Genomic DNA, 19,940 nt, shown 5'->3' with positions numbered 1-19,940 from the left:
GGGCACGGGCGCGCGACGGCGGGCCGCGACGGAGGGGCGGGACCCCCGCACAGGGTTCCCGCCCCTCCTGGGGCCCGGGCCGCGGCGGTCGGTGAGGGTCAGGAGACCGGCCGCGGCCGCGGGTGTCAGCGGTGGTCGCTGCCCTCCGACTGCGAGGCCGCGCGACCGGCCTCCAGGCGGGCGACCGGGATGCGGAACGGCGAGCAGGAGACGTAGTCCAGGCCGACCTCGTGGAAGAAGTGCACCGACTCCGGGTCGCCGCCGTGCTCACCGCAGACGCCCAGCTTGAGGTCGGGCCGGGTGGCCCGCCCCGCCTCGACCGCGCTGCGGACCAGCGAGCCGACGCCGTCGCGGTCGATGGTCTCGAACGGCGAGACCCCGAAGATGCCCTTCTCCAGGTAGGCGGTGAAGAAGCTCGCCTCGACGTCGTCGCGGGAGAAGCCCCAGACCGTCTGGGTGAGGTCGTTGGTGCCGAAGGAGAAGAACTGCGCGGCCTCCGCGATCTGACCGGCGGTCAGCGCGGCCCGCGGCAGCTCGATCATGGTGCCGAGCGACAGCTTCAGGTTCAGCCCGGTCGCGGCCTCGACCTCGGCGATGACCTGCTCGGCCTCGTCGCGGACGATCTCCAGCTCCTGGACCGTGCCGACCAGCGGGATCATGATCTCGGCCCGCGGGTCGCCCTTGGCGTTGCGCCGCTCGGCCGCCGCCTCGGCGATGGCCCGTACCTGCATCGAGAACAGGCCCGGGATGACCAGCCCGAGGCGTACGCCGCGCAGGCCGAGCATCGGGTTCTGCTCGTGCAGCCGGTGGACGGCCTGCAGGAGGCGCAGGTCGTTCTCGTTGTGGTCCTTGCGGGACTCCGCGAGCGCCACGCGGACGGACAGCTCGGTGATGTCCGGCAGGAACTCGTGCAGCGGCGGGTCGAGCAGCCGAACGGTGACGGGCAGCCCGTCCATCGCCTCGAACAGCTCGACGAAGTCCCGCTTCTGCAGCGGCAGGAGGTGCTTCAGGGCCTCCTCGCGCTCGCTGTCGGTGTCGGCGAGGATCAGCTTCTCGACCATCTCGCGCCGCTCGCCGAGGAACATGTGCTCGGTGCGGCACAGGCCGATGCCCTGCGCGCCGAACCGGCGGGCGCGCATCGCGTCCTCGGCGTTGTCGGCGTTGGCGCGCACCCGCAGCCGGCGGACGCGGTCGGCGTAGGCCATGATCCGGTGCACCGCGCCGACCAGTTCGTCGGCGTCGTCGGCGCCCGCGTGCATCCGGCCCTCGAAGTACTCGACGACCGGCGACGGCACGACGGGCACCTCGCCCGCGTACACCTTGCCGCTGGAGCCGTCGATGGAGACGACGTCGCCCTCCTCGATGACGATCGTGCCCTTGCCGTCCTTGCCCTTGGCGGTCATCCGGCGGCGCTTGGTGTCGACCTCCAGCTCCTCCGCGCCGCAGACGCAGGTCTTGCCCATGCCGCGGGCCACGACGGCCGCGTGCGAGGTCTTGCCGCCGCGGCTGGTCAGGATGCCCTCGGCGGCGATCATGCCGTCCAGGTCGTCGGGGTTGGTCTCGCGGCGGATCAGGATGACCTTCTCACCGGAGCGGGACCACTTGATCGCGGTGTAGGAGTCGAAGACGGCCTTGCCGACCGCCGCGCCCGGGGAGGCGGCGATCCCGCGGCCGAGCTGCTCGCTCTTCGCGGAGTCGTCGAAGCGCGGGAACATCAGCTGCGCGAGCTGCGCCCCGTTGACGCGCTGCAGCGCCTCCGCCTCGTCGATGAGGCCCTGGTCGACGAGCTGGGTCGCGATCCGGAAGGCCGCACCGGCGGTGCGCTTGCCGACGCGGGTCTGGAGCATCCACAGCTGGCCGCGCTCGATGGTGAACTCGATGTCGCAGAGGTCCTTGTAGTGGGTCTCAAGGGTCTCCATGATCTCCATGAGCTGGTCGTACGAGGCCTTGTCGATGCCCTCGAGGTCGGCCAGCGGCACGGTGTTGCGGATGCCCGCGACGACGTCCTCGCCCTGCGCGTTCTGCAGGTAGTCGCCGTAGACGCCCTGGTGGCCGGAGGCCGGGTCGCGGGTGAAGGCGACGCCGGTGCCGGAGTCGGGGCCGAGGTTGCCGAAGACCATCGAGCAGACGTTGACGGCCGTGCCGAGGTCGCCGGGGATGCGCTCCTGGCGGCGGTAGAGCTTGGCGCGGTCGGTGTTCCAGGAGTCGAAGACCGCGCGGACGGCGAGGTCCATCTGCTCGCGCGGGTCCTGCGGGAACGCGCGTCCGGCCTCGGTCTGCACGATCTGCTTGAAGCGCTCGACGAGCTGCTTGAGGTCGTCGGCCGCGAGGTCGGTGTCGACGGTGACCCCGCGGGCCTCCTTGGCCGCCTCCAGGGCGTCCTCGAACAGCTCGCCGTCGACGCCGAGGACGGTCTTGCCGAACATCTGGATGAGCCGGCGGTAGGAGTCCCAGGCGAACCGCTCGTCGCCGGACTGGGCGGCGAGACCGGCCACCGAGGCGTCGGAGAGGCCGATGTTGAGGACGGTGTCCATCATCCCGGGCATCGAGAACTTCGCGCCCGAGCGGACGGAGACGAGCAGCGGGTCGTCGGCCTGGCCGAGCTGCTTGCCCATCCTCGCCTCCAGGGCGTCCAGATGGGCGCTCACCTCGTCGCGCAGGGCGGCCGGCTCCTCGCCGCTGTCGAGGTAGACCTTGCACGCCTCGGTGGTGATGGTGAAGCCGGGCGGGACGGGCAGCCCGAGGTTGGTCATCTCGGCGAGGTTCGCGCCCTTGCCGCCGAGGAGGTCCTTGAGGTCCCGGTTTCCCTCGGTGAAGTCGTAAACGAACTTCACGCCCTGGTGCTCGATGTTTTCCGACACGGGTCTCGACTCCTGAGGACTCGGTGGCTGCCCTGACGGCCAGGAACATACCCAGATCGAAGGCGCCTGGGTACGTCCACATGTGCGTCATGCGGCTGTAACCACCCGTCCGCCAGCAGATCGAAAGTGAGGGCATCGGGAGTGGTCCACACCATTTGCGTTCAAGAAGTGAAGCGTCGACTACCGGGCGCGACAGGGCGGGCCGGGATCCGCACCCAGGGTGACGACCATGTGCGATCGATGAACGATCATCAGGTGGCACCCAGTGCCACCCCTTTGTGAAGTGCAGCCGCACCGAAAACGCTCATCTGAGCAGCACCCCTATCAAGAGTGGCGGGAATCACCCCCCGCCGCGTCCCGCCGTCTCAGCGGACGGACCCCCTCGCGGACATCCGCAACCTCCCCGCAACGCGCCGGACCCGCCCACCGGCACTCTTGCGAGGCATCATCCGGCAGTGCTCCCATTTCCCTTCATGTCGCCCGAACCTGCCGGTGAACCAGCCGTCGAGACCGCGCCCACCCGAGCGCCCGCGCCCTCCCCCACCGCCGCCGAGATCGCCACCGAGATCGCCGACCCCGACGCCACGGCCCCCGAAGCCCTCTCCCCCACCACCTCCAAGCCCTGGACCGCCGCAGACCCCGACACCTGGGACCAGCTCCGCCGCGCCGCCGCCTGGGTGCTGCTCGGCAACTGGGCCGGCGGCTCGACCGTCCCCTCGCGCACGCTCTACCCGCACCAGTGGAGCTGGGACACCGCCTTCATCGCCATCGGCCTGCGCCACCTCTCCCCCCGCCGGGCGAGCCGCGAGCTGGAGACCCTGTTCGCCGCCCAGTGGCCCGACGGCCGGGTCCCGCACATCGTGTTCAACGACTCCGTCGCCGCCGACGCCTACTTCCCCGGCCCCGACTTCTGGCAGGCCGGCGTCCCCGGCGAGGGCGGCCAGCGGCTCCACACCTCCGGCATCGTCCAGCCCCCGGTGCACGCGCTCGCCGCCTGGCTCACCCACCGCGCGGACCCCGAGGACTCCGTGCGCCGGGGCGTCCCGCGCCGGCTCTACCCGCGGCTCGCCGCCTGGCACGACTACCTGCTCGCGCACCGCGACCTCGGCGGGGCGGGGCTGGCCGCGATCGTCCACCCCTGGGAGTCGGGGATGGACAACTCCCCCTGCTGGGACGGCCCGCTGGCCCGCGTGACCCCCGCCGACCCGGCCTCGTACGTCCGCCGCGACCTCGCGCACGCGAACCCCGCCGACCGGCCCACCGACCTGGACTACGGGCGCTACGTGCGGCTCTGCGCGGACTACCGCGCCCAGGACTACGACGACACCCGCACCGCGCACGCCTTCGCCGTCGAGGACCCGTGCTTCAACGCGCTGCTCGCGGTGTCGGAGGCGGCGCTCGCGCAGCTCGCCGAGGTGGCGGGCGCGGATCCGGGGCCGCACCTGGAACGGGCGCTGGCGCTGCGTCAGGCGCTCCTGGACCGGCTGTGGGACCCGGGGGCGGGTCAGTTCCTGTGCCGGGACCTGCGCGCGCCGGACCGTCCGCTGATCGACGGGCGGAGCATCTCGGGCCTGGTGCCGCTGATCCTGCCCGACCTGCCGCCGGACGTCTCCGAGGCGCTGCTCGCGACCGTCCGCGGCGACCACTTCGGCCTCGGGAAGGCCCACCTGGTGCCGTCGTACGACCTCCAGGGGCCCGCCTTCGACCCGTCCCGCTACTGGCGCGGGCCCTCCTGGTTCAACACCGCCTGGCTGGTCCACCGCGGCCTCGGCGGGTACGGGGCGGAGGAGGAGGCCAAGCGGCTGCGGGAGGCGCTGCTGGACGCCGCCGGGCGGACGAACTTCTCCGAGTACCTCGACCCGTACACCGGCGAGGGGCGCGGCATCTGGGGCTTCAGCTGGACGGCGGCGACGGCCCTGGACCTGCTGGCCCAGGGCTGACGAGCCGTCACACGCGCCCCGGTGGCACCGGGTGTCACTCCGCGGCCGACCGGGCGGCGGCCTCCAGGAGTTCCTGGAGGCGCAGCCCCCGGGCCGCGTCCAGCTCCCCGGAGCGGCCCGCGCGGACGGCCGCCGCGAACTCGGCGCGCAGGACGGGCCAGATCTCGTCGTGGTCGATCACGGCGGTGTCGTAGAGCAGCGGTTCGCCGGGGCCGAACAGCTCGACGGTGGTCCGCGCGCGCTCGGTGCGGACCGCGCCGGACAGCGAGGCCTGGCTGACCGCCCCGTTCGCGTGCTCGCAGGTCAGCTCCACCCAGCGGCGCGGGTCGCCGGTCGCGCGGACGGAGGTGATCGGGGCGACGGCCGCGTCGAGCAGGTCGAGCAGGTGCGGGCCGAGGTCGAGCAGCGCCCCGTGCTCCAGACGCCAGGCGGTGGCCATGTCGCCGCCCAGGAACGCGCCGTGCAGGTAGCAGGAGCGCGCCCCGGTCACCTCCAGCTCCGCGGCGGCCCGCAGGAAGTCGCGGGTGACGGGGTGGTACCGCTTGGTGAGGACGAGCTGCGAGACGACGCCGTACTCCGCGACGGCGTCGGCGACCGTCCGTGCGGAGGCGAGGTCGGGGCCGAGCGGCTTCTCCAGGAGCAGCGCCTTGCCCGCCTTCGCGGCAAGGGGGGCGAGGGCCGCCTGCACGGCGGGCGGTACGGCGAAGGCGACCGCCTCGCAGTGCTCGAACAGCTCCTCCACCGACCCGGCGGTGAGCGCCCCGTGCTCGGCGGCCACCTCCGCCGCCGCCTCGGGGCGCCGCGCCCAGACGGCGGCGAGCCGCGTCTCGGGGCCGGCGGCCAGCATCCGGGCGTGCATCGCGCGCGCCCAGGGACCGGCCCCGACCAGGCCGACGGAAACAGGTGCGGTGCTCAAGGTCTACTTCTCCCACGTCGGCTGATGGTGCGTCATGACGCGACCGGGCCCCTGATGAGGGCGAGTCGGGCGTCGGCCCGCTCCGGTGCGTAGAGGTGGTCGGTCACCATGGCGGTCGCGCCGACCAGGCCGGCGCGGTCGCCGAGCCGGGTGGTGACCACCTGGAGGTTGCGGGTGGAGCGCGGCAGGGCGCGCTGGTAGAGCAGTTCGCGGACGCCGGTGACGAAGTTCGTCTCGGCGAGGTCCCCGGCGATCATCAGGACGCCGGGGTTGAGCAGGGTGACGACGGTGACGAGCACCTCCCCGCACCGCTGCCCGGCCTCCCGCGCGAGCCGCACGGCGTCGGGCTGGCCGGCCGTGAGCCGCTCGCGCACGTCCGACCCGGACAGGGTCGGCACGCCGAGCGCGGTGAGCTGGTCCGCGAGCGCGCGGCCGCTGGCGACGGCGGCGAGGCAGCCGTAGGAGCCGCACATGCAGCGGGCGTCGCCCCGGTCGTGGAGCCGGATGTGGCCGAGGTCGCCGGCCCCGCCGTCGATGCCGCGGAAGGCCTCGCCGTTGATGACGACGCCGGCCCCGATGCCGGTGGAGACCTTGACCAGGACGAAGGCGGAGCAGTCGGCGAACCAGTCGCGCTGCTCGCCGAGCGCCATCAGGTTGGCGTCGTTGTCGACGAGGACGGGCACGTCGCCGGCCGCGCCGGCGTGCTCGGCCAGCGCCTTCTGCAGCCGTTCGCGGACGGGGTAGCCGTCCCAGCCTGGCATGATCGGCGGGAGTATCACCCGCCCGGTCTCCCAGTCGACGGGACCGGGTACGGAGACCCCGATCCCGCAGACCTTCGCGACCGGCGTCCCCGACCGGTCGAGCAGCGCGGCGAACATCCCGCCGAGCCGGTCGAGGACGGTCTCGGGGCCGTCGGCGACCTCCTGGTCGACGGTGTGCTCGGCGAGCACCCGGCCGGCGAGGTCCAGGACGGCGGCCCGCAGGTGGGTGGTCTCCAGGTCGGCGGCGAGGACGACCGCGTGCCCGGGGTCGAACTCCAGGCGGGTGGAGGGCCGGCCGCCGGTGGAGACGGCGCCACGGGCCTCGCGCAGCCAGCCGGCGGCGAAGAGCTGGTCGAGCCGGAGCCCGACGGTGGAGCGGGAGAGGCCGGTGACGCGTTGCAGGTCGCCCCGGGTGTTGGCCCGGCCGGTGCGGATCAGGTCCAGCAGGTGGCCTGCGGTGCTCTGCGGCGCTCCCACACTCACTCCTCGCATGACGAAGGCTCAGCTCTTGTCCGCGCCGCTGGTCAGGCCCTCGGTGAGGAGCCGCTCGGCCGCGTAGAACAGAAGTACCACGGGGATCGTGAGCACCACGGATCCCGCCATGAGGATCGTCTTGGGGGTCTCGATGCCGTTGGCGAGCTGCTGGAGGCCGAGCGAGACGGTCCACTTGTCGGGGTCGGCGGCCAGGAAGAGCAGCGCGAAGAGGAACTCGTTCCAGGCGATCATGAAGACGTAGAGCCCGGTGGCCATCAGGGAGGGGGTGGCGAGCGGCAGCACGACGCGGCGGACGGTCTGCAGCCGGTTGCAGCCGTCGAGGGCGGCGGCCTCCTCGATGGAGTAGGGGATGGTGACGAAGTAGTTCTTCACCATGTAGATCGACACGGGCACGGTCTGCGCGATGTAGACGATCGCGAGGCCGACCAGCGAGCCCTGCAGCCCGAGCTTCGCGAACATCACGAACAGCGGCACCGCGAGCAGCGTCGCCGGGAACAGGTAGACGGCGAGGAAGACCGCGCTGATCTGCCGGCCGCCGAAGAACTTCAGCCGGGAGATCGCGTACGCGCCCGGCACCGAGACGAGCAGGGTCAGGCCGACGGTGGCGAGCGCCACGAGCGCCGAGTTCAGCAGCAGCTTCATGAAGCCCTGCCCGCCCTCGGAGGTCGGGCGGAGCACGTCCCGGTAGGTGTCGAGCGTGAAGTCCTGGGCGCTGACCCACAGCTGCCCGGGGTTCAGGAGCAGCTGCTCGATCGGGGTCACCGAGAGCAGCAGCATGTAGTAGAAGGGCAGGATCGTGATGACGGCGAGGAACGCGATCACGACCCAGCGCAGGACGCCGAAGAGGCGGTCCTCGATCTGTGCGCGACTGGCGGCCATGGTTACGCCTCCTCCTGGTGCCGCTTGGCGAAGAACTTGAAGTAGATCCCGAGCAGCAGCGCGAGGATCACCGCGAGCACCAGGGCCTGGGCCGCGGCGGCGCCCACGTCGTAGCGGGCGGTGAGGAAGTCGTAGACGCGGACGGCGACCACGTCGGTGCCGGAGCCGCCGCCGGTGAGCAGGTAGACGTCGTCGAACTTGTTGAACGTCATGATGAAGCGGAGCACCGAGAGCAGCGCGATGACCGGCATGAGCTGCGGCATCAGGATGTACCGGAAGCGCTGGGTGATCGTCGCGCCGTCGACGGTGGCGGCCTCCTCCAGGCCGTCGGGGACCGCCTGGAGGCGGGCGAGGAGGAAGAGGAAGGCGAACGGGAAGTAGCGCCAGATCTCGAAGGCGATGACGGTGAACAGCGCGAGCGGGATCTCGAAGTGCACGCCGAGGACCGCGACCTCGTGGCTGCGGGAGGAGAGGAACGCGATCGGGTCCTCCCAGCCGAACAGCTTCGCGCCCCAGTCGTTGACGATGCCGTACTGCGGGCTGAGCGCCACCTCCCAGGCGAAGGCGACGGCGACGACGGGCGCCACGTAGGGCAGGAGCATCGAGCCGCGCAGCAGGCCGCGGCCGCGGAAGGGGCGGCGCAGGGCGAGCGCGGCGACCAGGCCCAGCGCGATCGAGCCGAAGGTGGCGCCGACGGTGTAGACGAGCGTCGTCCACAGCGAGGACCAGAAGCCGGGCGAGGTGAAGACGGCGGTGAAGTTGTCCAGCGTCCAGTTGCCGAGCAGGCTCATGCCCTGGATGTCGACCAGGCGGGCGTTCTGGAAGGCGAGGAGCACCGTCCAGGCGATGGGCAGGACGACCACGACCGCGACGACCAGGACGGTCGGCGAGACGAAGGCCAGCCCGGCGCGGTTCTCGCGCTGGGAGAGGGTGAGGTGCCGGCGCTTCGGTGCGCCGTCGGGGGGTGTCATATGGGGTTCCTCTGTCGCGCCGGGGGCGCCGGGCGGCGGGGTGCCGCCGCGCGGCGCGGGGCCGGTCGCGTGCGTAGGGTCGGTCGCTTCCGTCTGCTGGTGCGCCGGGCTCACCGCAGGGACGTCCTCAGGGCCTCGACCTCCTCGGCGGCCTCCCGGGCCGCCTCCGCCGAGCTGATCTGGCCGGAGGTGAGCGCGCCGACGGACTTCGGGACGGGCAGCTCGCCGAGGGTCGCGCCGACGAGGGCGCCCTGGCCCTCCTTGATGCCCCAGCGCTTCATGTTGCCGACGCCGTCGTAGAGCTGGTCGAGGAGCGCGGCGGGGTAGACCGCGTCGAGCCGCTTGCGCTCGCCGACGCCGATCTCGCTGGCCCGCCAGGCCTTCTCGTAGGCCTTGGGGTCCTGGGCGTTGCCCGTGCGGACGGGGATCTTGCCCTCGGGGGCCATGCCGAACCAGTCGGCGTAGCCGGTGCCCATCAGGTACTCGACGAACTTCGCCGACGCGTCCTTCTCGGCGTCCCGGGTGACAGTCCAGGAGGCGACCTCGCCGAACTGGGCGGGCTCGGTGCCGTCGGGGCCCTTGAGTGCGGTGACGATGCCGGTGTGGTCGGCGAGGAAGTCGCGGTCCTTGCACTCGGGGCAGCTGGGCAGCGCGTCGGAGCGGAGCCCCGCCAGCTCGTCGAGGAGCATCGAGGACCAGACCACCATGGAGGAGCGGCCCGCGAAGTAGGTGGCGCGGGTGGAGTCGACGGTCTGGGTGCCGGGCGGGCCGTACTCGCCGGCGAGCTTGCCGTAGGCGTCGAAGGTGGCGCGGCACTGCGGGCTGTCGAGGCCGACCTTGCCGGCGGTGTCGACGAGCTTGCAGCCGTTGGCGAGGGCGAGGTCCTCGAAGGACTGCTGGGTGAAGACGTCGCTGGGGTCGGAGGCGAGGGACGCCCCGTTGACCTTGCCCCTGTTCAGGGTCTTCGCCGCCTTGAGCATCGCGTCGTAGGAGTCGGGGGCCTTCAGGCCCTCCTTCTCGAACATGTCCTTGCGGTAGGCGACGATCTGCATCCAGGAGTCGCTGGGCACGGCCAGCGACTTCCCGCCGTCGCTGGTGAAGGCGAGCGCGTTCTTCTGGAAGGTGTCCCGGCCGAGCTCGTCGACGATCCGCCGCGTGGTGGCGGTGTCGATGAGGTCGTTGTCGTACATCTGCCAGGCGGAGGCGAGGGGGACGCCGCCGATGACGTCGGGGAGGGTGCCGGCGGCCGCGGCGCTCATGATCAGCTGCGGGAGCTGGCCCTCGTCGACGCCGACCAGGTCGACCTGGACGCCGGTCCGCTTCTCGAAGGCGGCGGTGATCTTCTTGGTCACCTCCATCCGGGGCGCCAGGTTCTCCAGGCTCCAGACGGTGATCCGGTTGTCGGGCTTCCCGGAGTCGGTGGAGCAGCCGGAGAGCAGGCCTGCCGAGAGTGCCGTCGCCCCCACGGCCGCCGCGATCGCCCGGGTCCTCGTGGACCAGATGCGCATGTGCCGTCCTCGATCTGTCCGGCGGTTCCAGGGCCGGGTCCCGATCCGCCGGACAGCCCTGACCGCGCGTTTACGTTTCGTACGTGTTGCATCCCAGCAGTACTTTTGCTTGTTGACAAGACCTAACTGTGGGATAAGTTCGACAGAAGCAGTCGCCGGGTGACCGCACACCCGGCAGAACATCACCCGCACCGTCCGTTCGGAGTTCTTCGTGGAACGCGTCGTCCAGTTCACCGGTCCCCTCCAGGTCGAGGTCGCCGAGCACGAAACGGCCCCCCTTCCGCCCGGCCATCTGCGGGTGCGCACCCGCTACTCCGGCATCTCCGCCGGGACCGAGCTGACCGCCTACCGGGGCACCAATCCGTACCTGACCCGCACCTGGGACCCGGAGGCACGCCTGTTCCGGGACGGTGCGGCGGGCATGGAGTACCCCGTAGCGGGCTGGGGATACAGCGAGGTCGGAGAAGTCACCGAGGTCTCGCCCGAGCTGCGGGACACCCCCGGGGTCCCGGCCGCCGGCGACCTGGTGTGGGGCATCTGGGGGCACCGCAGCGAGGGCATCGTCCCGGTCGAGCGGATGGTCGGGCACACCCTCCCCGAGGGCCTGGAGCCGCTCGCGGGGGCCTTCGCCCGGGTCGGCGCGATCGCATACAACGCGGTCCTCTCCGCCGGCATCAACCTCGGCGAGGACGTGGCGGTCTTCGGCCAGGGCGTCATCGGCCTGATCGCCACCCGCCTCGCCCAGCTCTCGGGGGCGACGGTGACCGCCGTCGACGCGCTCGACGTCCGGCTCACCAAGGCCGTCGAGTACGGCGCCGCCCGCACGCTCAACGCCCGCACCGACTCCGTCGCCGAGGCCGTCCGCGCGGCGACCGGCGGCCGGGGCGCGGACGCCGCGATCGAGATCAGCGGCGCCCACCGCGCGCTGCACGAGGCGATCCGCTCGGTGGCGGTCGACGGCCGGGTCGTCGCGTCCGGCTTCTACCAGGGCGAGGGCCTCGGGCTCCGGCTGGGCGACGAGTTCCACCACAACCGGGTGCAGCTGATCTGCTCGCAGATCGGCGGGGTGCCGCCCCAGCTCGCCGGCCGCTGGACGGTCGACCGGCTGCAGCAGACGTTCCTGCGGCTGGTGAACGAGGGCCGCATCGACGTGAAGTCGCTGGTCAGCCACGTGGTGCCGGTCGCGGACGCGGCCGAGGCGTACACGCTGCTCGACCGGCGTCCGGCCGACGCGCTGCAGGTGGTCCTGGAGTTCTGATCCGTCGCACTCCCTGGGGAGGCCGTCGCACTCCCTGAGGGAGGCCGGGCCCCCTCCCCCGACCACCGTCGCTCTCCACCTGCCGTCGAAAGGCCCCCCCAAACCCATGTTCAAGACCGCTTGCCAGGAACAGCTGCTGCCCGGCGACACCCTCCAGGAGAAGTGGGACTTCGCGCGGTCCGCCGGGTACGACGCGATCGAGCTGCGCGCCAAGGGCGACTTCCACTTCCGGGACCGCCTCCCGGAGCTGAGGCGGGCCCTGGCGGACGGCGTCGTCATGCCGACCGTGTGCGTCGACATGCTGCACTTCTTCGGCGCGTTCGACGCGGACCTGCGGCGTGACGCGATCGAGCAGATGAAGTCGCAGCTAGGCGTCATCGGCGAGCTCGGCGGGCTCGGCGCGCAGACCCCCGCCTCGTACGGCATGTTCTCCCGCCGCCTGCCCCCCTTCGAGCCGCCGCGCGGCGAGGCCGAGGAGCGCGAGATCCTGCTCGCCGGGCTCACCGAGATGGGCGAGCACGCGGCCCGCGAGGGCGTGACGCTGTACCTGGAGCCGCTGAACCGGTACGAGGACCACATGGTCAACCGGCTCGACCAGGCCGTCGACCTGATCCGCGAGGTCGGCCTCGACTCCGTGAAGGTCGGCATCGACGCCTACCACATGAACATCGAGGAGACCGACCCCGCGGCCGCCATCCTGGCCGCCGCCCCGTACATCGGGCACGCGCAGGTCTCGGACTCCAACCGCATGCAGCCCGGCGCCGGCCACCTGGACTGGCCGGCCTGGCTGAACGCCCTCGACGCGGCCGGCTTCGACGGCTACCTCGCCCTGGAGTCGCGGCTCGCGGGCGAGCCCCTGGAGGCCGTCCGGTCCGTCCCCGCGTTCCTGAAGCGGGCCGCCTCGTGACGACCGCCCTCACGACCGGGGCCGCCACGGCCCCGGCCCCCGTCCTCGACGCGCCGGAACGGCTCCGCCGGGCCGCCGCCCGGGTGCTCCTCGACAACTGGACCGGCCACTCCACGGTGCCGTCGCGGTCGCTCTACCCGCACCAGTGGTCCTGGGACTCGGCGTTCATCTCCATCGGGCTGCGCCACCTCGCGCCGCGCCGCGCCCAGCGCGAGCTGGAGACGCTGCTCGGCGCGCAGTGGGGCGACGGGCGGATCCCGCACATCGTCTTCAACCCGACGGTGCCGCTCGGCCAGTACTTCCCCTCCCCCGACTTCTGGCGCTCCTCGACGGCCGGCGGCCCGCAGGGCGCCCCCGCCGCCGTGGAGACCTCCGGCATCGTCCAGCCGCCCGTCCACGCGCTCGCCGCCTGGCTGGTGCACCGCGCGGACCCGGGCGAGTCGGAGCGGCGCGGCTTCCTGCGCCGGGTGTACCCGCGGCTGGCCGCCTGGCACGCCTACCTGCACCGCGAGCGCGACCTCGGCGGCGGCGGCCTGGCGGCGATCGTGCACCCCTGGGAGCCCGGTCTCGACAACAGCCCCGCCTGGGACGAGGCCCTGAACCGCGTCGAACCCGCGCTCGCCGGCTCCTTCCGCCGCGCCGACCTCGACCACAGCGACGCCGCCGACCGGCCCACCGACCTGGACTACGCCCGCTACGTGCGACTGGCCGCCACCTACCGCGACCACGGCTACGACGACGCGGCCACCCCGCACGCCTTCGCCGTCGAGGACCCCTGCTTCAACGCGCTGCTCATCGCCGCCGACCACGCGCTGTCCGCGATCGCCGCCGAGCTCGGCGAGGACCCCGCGCCGCTGCTCGCGCGGGCCGCCGCGACGACGGACCGGCTCGTGGAGCGGCTGTGGGACGCCGAGGCGGGCCTGTTCACCGCCCGCGACGCCCTGACCGGCGAGCGCGGCACCGTGCGGAGCGTGGCGGGGCTGATCCCGCTGATCGTCCCCGGGCTGCCGGCGGAGATCGTCACGGCGCTGGTCGGCACCCTGCACGGCCCCCACTTCGGTTTCGGCGGCGCGCACCTGGTGCCGTCCTACGACCTGCTCGGCCCGGAGTTCGACGGCAGCCGCTACTGGCGCGGACCGAGCTGGTTCAACACCGCCTGGCTCGTCGAGCGGGGCCTCGCCCGGTACGGCGAGCGGGCGGCGGCGGCCGGTCTGCGGGCGGGCATGCTCGACCTCGCCGGGCGCACCCGGTTCGCCGAGTACGTCGACCCGCACACCGGGGACGGGCGCGGCATCCGCGAGTTCAGCTGGACGGCGGCGCTGACCCTGGACCTGCTGGCGCGGGACGGGTCGGAGGCGGACGGCTGCCTCCTCGAAGCGGCCGCTCCTGAGACCGCCCCCGAGGACACCTCCCACGGGGCCGCTCCGGGGGACTCCTCCCACCGGGCCGCCCCCGGGGACACCGCTCCCGTGGCCCGCCTCCCGCACCCCCGCACCGAGACCGTCCTCCCGGAGACCCGCCGATGAGCCGACTCCTCGTCCACGACGGCACGTTCGCCCTGCTCACGGACGCCGGTGACGTCACCGGCGTCCGGGGCGCGACCCCGGACGGCCTGTTCCGCCGCGACACCCGCCACCTCTCCCGCTGGCGGCTGCACGCCGACGGCTCCGAGCTGACCGTGCTGACCGACGGCGTCCTCACCCCGCCCGGCACCCGCGACGAGCCGCCCGCCTACACCGTCCTCCGCGAGCAGTCCGTACGCGACGGGGCGCTGCGGGAGTCGCTGCGCCTGGTCTCCAACCGGCCCGAACCGCTGTCCCTGGCCCTCGACCTGACCTGCGACGCCGACTTCGCCGACCAGTTCGAGCTGCGCTCGGACCACCGCACCTACGACAAGCCGGACGCCCGCCGCGAGGCCGTGGTCACGGCGGCCGGCGTCGACTTCCGCTACGAGCGCGGCCCGGACTGGGTGCGCGGTACGGCGGTGGCGGCGCAGCCCGCGCCGGCCGAGGTCGTGGCCGGCGAGGCGGGCCACGTGCTGCGCTGGCAGGTCGAGCTGCCCGCGCACGGCACCGCCCGCGTCGAGCTGACGGCGACCGCGCTGCCGGAGATCTCCGCCACGGACGCGGTGCCGGCGTCCGCGGAGCCCGCGCGCCCGAGGGAGCGGCACGACCTCACCGCCTGGCACGAGCTGGCGCGCGCCTGCACCCAGGGCCTGGACGACCTCGCCCTGCTCCGCGTCCCCGCCGACGGCCCCGACGGCGAGCCGCTGCGGGCCCCGGCCGCCGGCATCCCCTGGTTCCTGACCCTCTTCGGCCGCGACTCGCTCCTGACGTCGCTGTTCGCGCTCCGGCAGGCCCCCGAGCTGGCCGACGCCACCCTGCGCGCGCTCGCCGCCACCCAGGGGCGGGTCGAGGACCCCTCCCGTCTGGAGCAGCCCGGCCGCATCGTGCACGAGGTGCGCCACGGCGAGCTCGCCCACTTCCGGCAGGTCCCCTACGGCCGCTACTACGGCACCGTCGACGCCACGCCGCTCTTCCTCGTCCTCCTGGAGGCGCACGGCGACCAGGTCCTCGCCCGGCGCCTGGAGCCGCAGGCCCGGGCGGCCGTGGAGTGGATGTTCCGCGACGGCGGGCTCGGCGACGGCGGCTACCTCGTCTACGCCTCGGACGCCGCCGCGGGCGGCCTCGCCAACCAGAACTGGAAGGACTCCCCCGGCGCGATCTGCCACCCCGACGGCACGCAGGCCTCCGGCCCGATCGCCGTCGCCGAGGCCCAGGGGTACGCGTACGACGCTCTCGTGCGCACCGCCCGGCTGGCCCGCGGGGTCTGGGGCGACGCGGTGTACGCGGACCGCCTGGAGAGCGAGGCCGCCGCGCTGCGGGAACGGTTCGCCCGGGACTTCTGGATGCCCGAGGCCGGCTTCCCCGCGCTCGCCCTGGACGGCGAGGGCCGCCGGGTCGACACGCTCGCCTCCGACGCCGGTCACCTGCTGTGGTCCGGGATCCTCTCCCAGGAGCGGGCCGAGGCGACCGGCCGTCGCCTGATGGAGCCGGACTTCTTCTCCGGGTGGGGCATCAGGACGCTGGCCGCCGGCCAGACGCCGTACCACCCGCTGTCGTACCACCGGGGGTCGATCTGGCCGCACGACAACGCGGTGATCGCCCTGGGGCTCGCCCGCCACGGCCTCGAGGACGAGGTGCGGCGGCTGGCCGAGGGCCTGGTCGACGCGGCCGCCGGACACGGGTGGCGGCTTCCGGAGGTGATGGCCGGCTACGGGCGCGACGAGCATCCGGCACCGGTGCCGTACCCGCACTCCTGCTCCCCGCAGGCGTGGGCGGCGGCGACACCGCTGGCCCTGTTGACCGCGGTGGACGGCGTCCTGGAGGGCTAGCGTCAGACCAGCTTCGCCTGCCGCTCGCGCTCCAGGACGGCGGTCGTGCGCCACTTGTCGAACTCCGCCACCGGGTCGTCCGCGTTCTTCCAGGGCGTGCCGCCGCAGAACGGGCCGATGATCCGGAACTGCGTCAGCGCCTCCTCGTAGAGGGCGGCCCTCTCGGCGGGCTTCAGACCGGACTCGTGCTTCGCGCGCTTGGTGAGCGCCGAGGCGAGCAGGTGCCGCGCGGCGGCCAGGTTCGGGTCCGAGGGCAGCGCGTGGGCGACGTCCGCCCGCGCCTTCTCGATCCAGGCCCCGTGCACGCCCGCGGTGCGGAAGACGCCGTGCGGCGAGCTGCGCTGCTCGTCCTCGACGAGCGCGTGCAGGTAGACGGTGCTCAGCAGCGAGCCCGGCTCCGCGCGGTCGGCGGCCGCGCGGGCGAAGGCGTACATCTCCTCCTGCGAGCCGTGCCACTTGGCGCACCAGTACTGCAGGGCCTGCCAGTGGGCGTGGAAGTGGTCGGGGCAGCGCAGCACCAGCTGGTCCCAGATCTCCCGGAAGCGGTCCTTGCCGGTGTTCTTGCCGCGGGCGAGGGTGATCAGGGTGACCCACGGGGTGGGGTCCTCGGGGCTGTGCTCGGCCGCCTGACGGGCGGTGCGCTCGGCCTGGGCGAGGCCCCGCTCGAAGCCGGCCGCCATCTCGTCGGTGACCGTGTTCGCGAACCCGCTGCCGCGGATCTCCCAGGCGTCGGTGACCTCCAGGCCTGCGTGGAGGGCGAGCGCGGAGCCGTCCTGCGGCCGCTCCCGCAGCCACTCCTGGAGCCAGCTGCGGTTCTGCTGCGCCAGCTGGGAGAGGATCTCGTGCCGGTGCCACCGCTCGTTGCCGTCCCGGCCGGCGTCCGCCAGCCAGATCGCGGCGGCCTTCCACTCGTGCCGCTCGCGGACCGCCTCGATGACGGACCAGGTCTCCTCGTCGAGGTCCCGGGGCGGGCCCGAGCGCCCGGGGACCAGGTCCACGCGGTTGGGCATCCGGTGCGGGGTGAGATCGATGCCGTTGGCGATCCTGCGGCGGCGCGCGACCGTACGTCCGATCGCCAGAGCGACGGCGGCCAGGAATATGACGACCCCGATGGTCACGACGGGTCCCCTCCGATGGTGTGTGACATGAACGCGGCCCGGGCCGCGACATGATCATCCCGTCCGTGGATCACGATCGGCGCACGGACGGGTGTCACATCGGCACGGGCAGCCGTGCCGCGGGGGGGCTTCGGGGGTGCCTGAGGGGTTGCTCGGAGGGGCGCAGGGCTCCGGGGCCGGTCAGCCGCCCGACGTGTCCAGCTCCGCGTCCTCCGAGACGCCCGCGCAGTCGTACGGGTCCTTCAGCCAGCCGTCGGGCAGGACCACCCGGTTGTTGCCCGAGGTGCGCCCGCGCGGGCCGTCGGCGCCCTCGGGCCAGGGCTGGTCGAGGTCGAGGGCGTGGAGCTGCTCCTCCAGGGAGGCCAGCGAGGAGGTGGTGGCGAGCTGCCGCCGCATCTCGGAGCCGACCGCGAAGCCCTTGAGGTACCAGGCGACGTGCTTGCGGAAGTCGACGACGCCCCGGGCCTCGTCGCCGATCCACTCGCCGAGCAGGGTGGCGTGGCGGACCATGACCGCGGCGACCTCCCTGAGAGTGGGGTTCGCGCGTACGGAGCTGCCCTCGAAACCGGCCACCAGGTCCGCGAAGAGCCACGGCCGGCCCAGGCAGCCGCGGCCGACCACGACCCCGTCGCAGCCGGTCTCCCGGACCATCCGCAGGGCGTCCTCCGCCGACCAGATGTCCCCGTTGCCGAGCACCGGGATCTCCGGGACGTGCTCCTTGAGACGCGCGATGGCCGACCAGTCGGCCTCGCCGCCGTAGTGCTGGCGGGTGGTGCGGCCGTGCAGGGCGATCGCGGTGACGCCCTCCTCGACGGCGATCCGGCCGGCGTCCAGATACGTCAGGTGGTCGTCGTCGATGCCCTTGCGCATCTTCATGGTGACCGGCAGGTCGCCGGCGGCTCCGACCGCCTCGTGCAGGATCGCGCGCAGCAGCGGCCGCTTGTACGGCAGCGCCGACCCGCCGCCCTTGCGGGTCACCTTGGGGACCGGGCAGCCGAAGTTCAGGTCGATGTGGTCGGCCAGGTCCTCGTCCACGATCATGCGGACGGCCTTGCCGACGGTCACCGGGTCGACGCCGTAGAGCTGGATCGACCGGGGGGTCTCGCTCGCGTCGAAGTGGATGAGCTGCATGGTCTTCTCGTTGCGCTCGACCAGCGCCCGCGTGGTGATCATCTCGCTGACGAAGAGGCCCTTGCCGCCGGTGGCTGCCTCTCCCGGGGGGCGACCCCCGAGACCCCCCGCGCCGTTGGCGAACTCCCTGCACAGGGTCCGGAACGGCGCGTTCGTGATCCCCGCCATGGGGGCCAGGACGACCGGCGGCCGCACGACGTGCGGGCCGATGGCCAGCGGCGCTGCGGTCTCCGCGGAGGGTCCGGGGGTGGCGGTGGGAGCGGGGGCGAACGTGGTCATGGACCCATTGTGGCGTACGCGCCGATTCGTTAGTTACCCGTACTATCGAACCGTGCCCGAGCTCTCCCCCCGCCGCCGCGTGCTCGTCCTGGCGATCTGCTGCATGAGCCTGCTGATCGTCAGCCTCGACAACACCGTCCTCAACGTGGCGCTGCCGTCCATGCGCCGCGACCTGGACGCGTCCGTCGCCGGCATGCAGTGGACGATCGACGCGTACACCCTGGTCCTCGCCTCGCTCCTGATGCTGGCGGGGTCGACCGCCGACCGGATCGGGCGGCGCAAGGTCTTCAAGATCGGCCTCGTGGTGTTCGTCGCCGGCTCGGTGCTCTGCTCGGTGGCCCCGAACCTGGAGGCGCTGATCGCGGCCCGCGCGCTGCAGGCCGTCGGCGGCTCGATGCTCAACCCGGTCGCGATGTCGATCATCACCAACACGTTCACCGAGCCCAAGGAGCGGGCCCGCGCGATCGGCGTCTGGGGCGGCGTCGTCGGCATCTCGATGGCCGCCGGACCGGTGATCGGCGGTCTGCTCGTCGACTCCGTCGGCTGGCGGGCGATCTTCTGGCTCAACCTCCCGATCGGCCTGCTCGCCCTGCTGCTGACCTGGGCCTACGTGCCGGAGTCGCGCGCCCCGAAGCCGCGCCGCGCGGATCCCGTCGGCCAACTCCTGGTCATCGCCCTGCTCGCCTCGCTGACCTACGCGATCATCGAGTCGGTCCCGCTGCTTCTCGTCGTCTCGGCGGCCGCCCTCGCCGGGCTCCTGCTCTACGAGCCCCGCCGCGACGAGCCCCTGATCGACGTGCGCTTCTTCCGGTCCGCCCCGTTCTCCGGCGCGACCGTCATCGCCGTGAGCGCGTTCGCGGCGCTCGGCGGCTTCCTCTTCCTGAACACGCTGTACCTCCAGGACGTCCGCGGCCTCTCCGCGCTCGACGCCGGCCTCCACATGCTCCCGATGGCCGTCCTGACCCTCGTCTGCGCCCCGCTGTCCGGCCGGCTCGTGGGCGCGCGCGGGCCCCGCATCCCGCTGCTGATCGCGGGTCTCGGGATGACCGCGAGCGGGGTGCTCTTCGCGGCCCTGGACGCCGAGACGTCCAACCCGACGCTCTTCCTCGGCTACGTGCTCTTCGGCCTCGGCTTCGGCGTCGTCAACGCGCCCATCACCAACACGGCCGTCTCCGGCATGCCCCGCGCCCAGGCCGGCGTCGCCGCCGCGGTCGCCTCGACCAGCCGCCAGGTGGGCCAGACGCTCGGCGTCGCCGTCATCGGCGCGGTGATCGCGGCCGGGGTCGACCCCTCCCACACCGACGGCTTCACCGAGGCCGCCCGCCCCGCCTGGTGGATCATCGCCGGCTGCGGCCTCGTCGTCCTGGCCACCGGCCTCCTCACCAGCGGCCGCTGGGCGGCGGGCACGGCCCGGCGGACGGCGGAACGCCTGGAGGAGCCGGTGGCGGAGCGGACGATGGCGGGCTGACGCGGGGACGGCGGCCGGGGGATCGCCGAGGGCCCGGACCGCGTGGTGCGGTCC

General features: G+C 73.2%; 14 protein-coding genes. 6 read left to right on the top strand and 8 right to left on the bottom strand.

Annotated elements, in window-relative coordinates:
- Positions 1-125: 125 nt before the first annotated feature.
- Positions 126-2,849 carry a pyruvate, phosphate dikinase gene (gene ppdK / locus ACFWEG_RS21815; protein WP_387217678.1) on the bottom strand — a complete coding sequence of 908 codons (2,724 nt, stop codon included), beginning with the start codon at positions 2,847-2,849 and terminating at the stop codon, positions 126-128.
- Between the two features lie 485 nt (positions 2,850-3,334).
- Here ppdK and ACFWEG_RS21810 point away from each other — a divergent pair, with 485 nt between their 5' ends.
- Positions 3,335-4,801 (top strand): hypothetical protein, encoded by a 1,467-nt coding sequence (locus ACFWEG_RS21810; RefSeq protein WP_387217675.1) that lies wholly within the window; start codon positions 3,335-3,337, stop codon positions 4,799-4,801.
- Between the two features lie 34 nt (positions 4,802-4,835).
- Here the strand turns inward: ACFWEG_RS21810 and ACFWEG_RS21805 are convergent, their stop codons facing one another.
- The 5 genes from ACFWEG_RS21805 to ACFWEG_RS21785 form a co-directional block, all read right to left on the bottom strand.
- Positions 4,836-5,717, bottom strand: a complete 882-nt coding sequence (locus tag ACFWEG_RS21805) for a Gfo/Idh/MocA family protein (protein ID WP_387217673.1) — start codon at positions 5,715-5,717, stop codon at positions 4,836-4,838.
- Between the two features lie 32 nt (positions 5,718-5,749).
- Positions 5,750-6,970, bottom strand: coding sequence for an ROK family protein (locus ACFWEG_RS21800; protein WP_387217670.1), 1,221 nt, complete (start codon positions 6,968-6,970; stop codon positions 5,750-5,752).
- A gap of 9 nt (positions 6,971-6,979) precedes the next feature.
- Positions 6,980-7,852, bottom strand: a complete 873-nt coding sequence (locus tag ACFWEG_RS21795) for a carbohydrate ABC transporter permease (protein ID WP_387217667.1) — start codon at positions 7,850-7,852, stop codon at positions 6,980-6,982.
- Between the two features lie 2 nt (positions 7,853-7,854).
- The gene (locus tag ACFWEG_RS21790) at positions 7,855-8,823 is read right to left on the bottom strand and encodes a carbohydrate ABC transporter permease (RefSeq protein WP_387217664.1); all 969 of its coding nucleotides are present in this window, start codon (positions 8,821-8,823) and stop codon (positions 7,855-7,857) included.
- 110 nt (positions 8,824-8,933) lie between these two features.
- Complete coding sequence (locus ACFWEG_RS21785) at positions 8,934-10,331, bottom strand: ABC transporter substrate-binding protein (RefSeq protein WP_387217661.1); 1,398 nt, start codon at positions 10,329-10,331, stop codon at positions 8,934-8,936.
- A 211-nt stretch (positions 10,332-10,542) separates the two neighbouring features.
- Here ACFWEG_RS21785 and ACFWEG_RS21780 point away from each other — a divergent pair, with 211 nt between their 5' ends.
- From ACFWEG_RS21780 to ACFWEG_RS21765, 4 genes are all read left to right on the top strand, one after another.
- On the top strand, positions 10,543-11,589 hold the full coding sequence (locus tag ACFWEG_RS21780) for a zinc-binding alcohol dehydrogenase (protein ID WP_387217658.1): 1,047 nt from the start codon (positions 10,543-10,545) through the stop codon (positions 11,587-11,589).
- A 106-nt stretch (positions 11,590-11,695) separates the two neighbouring features.
- Positions 11,696-12,496 (top strand): sugar phosphate isomerase/epimerase family protein, encoded by an 801-nt coding sequence (locus tag ACFWEG_RS21775; RefSeq protein WP_387217655.1) that lies wholly within the window; start codon positions 11,696-11,698, stop codon positions 12,494-12,496.
- Positions 12,493-14,022: a hypothetical protein gene (locus ACFWEG_RS21770; RefSeq protein ID WP_387217653.1), complete on the top strand. Its 1,530-nt coding sequence runs from the start codon at positions 12,493-12,495 to the stop codon at positions 14,020-14,022. Before ACFWEG_RS21775 ends, ACFWEG_RS21770 begins: the two co-directional genes overlap by 4 nt.
- Complete coding sequence (locus ACFWEG_RS21765; RefSeq protein WP_387217650.1) at positions 14,019-15,890, top strand: glycogen debranching N-terminal domain-containing protein; 1,872 nt, start codon at positions 14,019-14,021, stop codon at positions 15,888-15,890. Before ACFWEG_RS21770 ends, ACFWEG_RS21765 begins: the two co-directional genes overlap by 4 nt.
- A gap of 2 nt (positions 15,891-15,892) precedes the next feature.
- On the opposite strand, the gene ACFWEG_RS21760 is transcribed toward ACFWEG_RS21765, so the two are convergent.
- Together ACFWEG_RS21760 and dusB are read right to left on the bottom strand one after the other, a co-directional pair.
- Positions 15,893-17,008 (bottom strand): hypothetical protein, encoded by a 1,116-nt coding sequence (locus ACFWEG_RS21760; RefSeq protein WP_387217648.1) that lies wholly within the window; start codon positions 17,006-17,008, stop codon positions 15,893-15,895.
- A gap of 180 nt (positions 17,009-17,188) precedes the next feature.
- On the bottom strand, positions 17,189-18,418 hold the full coding sequence (gene dusB, locus ACFWEG_RS21755) for a tRNA dihydrouridine synthase DusB (protein WP_387217645.1): 1,230 nt from the start codon (positions 18,416-18,418) through the stop codon (positions 17,189-17,191).
- A 52-nt stretch (positions 18,419-18,470) separates the two neighbouring features.
- Here dusB and ACFWEG_RS21750 point away from each other — a divergent pair, with 52 nt between their 5' ends.
- Positions 18,471-19,886 carry an MFS transporter gene (locus ACFWEG_RS21750; RefSeq protein ID WP_387217643.1) on the top strand — a complete coding sequence of 472 codons (1,416 nt, stop codon included), beginning with the start codon at positions 18,471-18,473 and terminating at the stop codon, positions 19,884-19,886.
- Positions 19,887-19,940 lie beyond the last annotated feature (54 nt).

Source organism: Streptomyces sp. NPDC060194 (assembly GCF_042728285.1).
Classification (GTDB): domain Bacteria; phylum Actinomycetota; class Actinomycetes; order Streptomycetales; family Streptomycetaceae; genus Streptomyces.
Note: the sequence above shows the minus strand (reverse complement) of the source record. Positions and strands in the feature narration are given on the sequence as shown.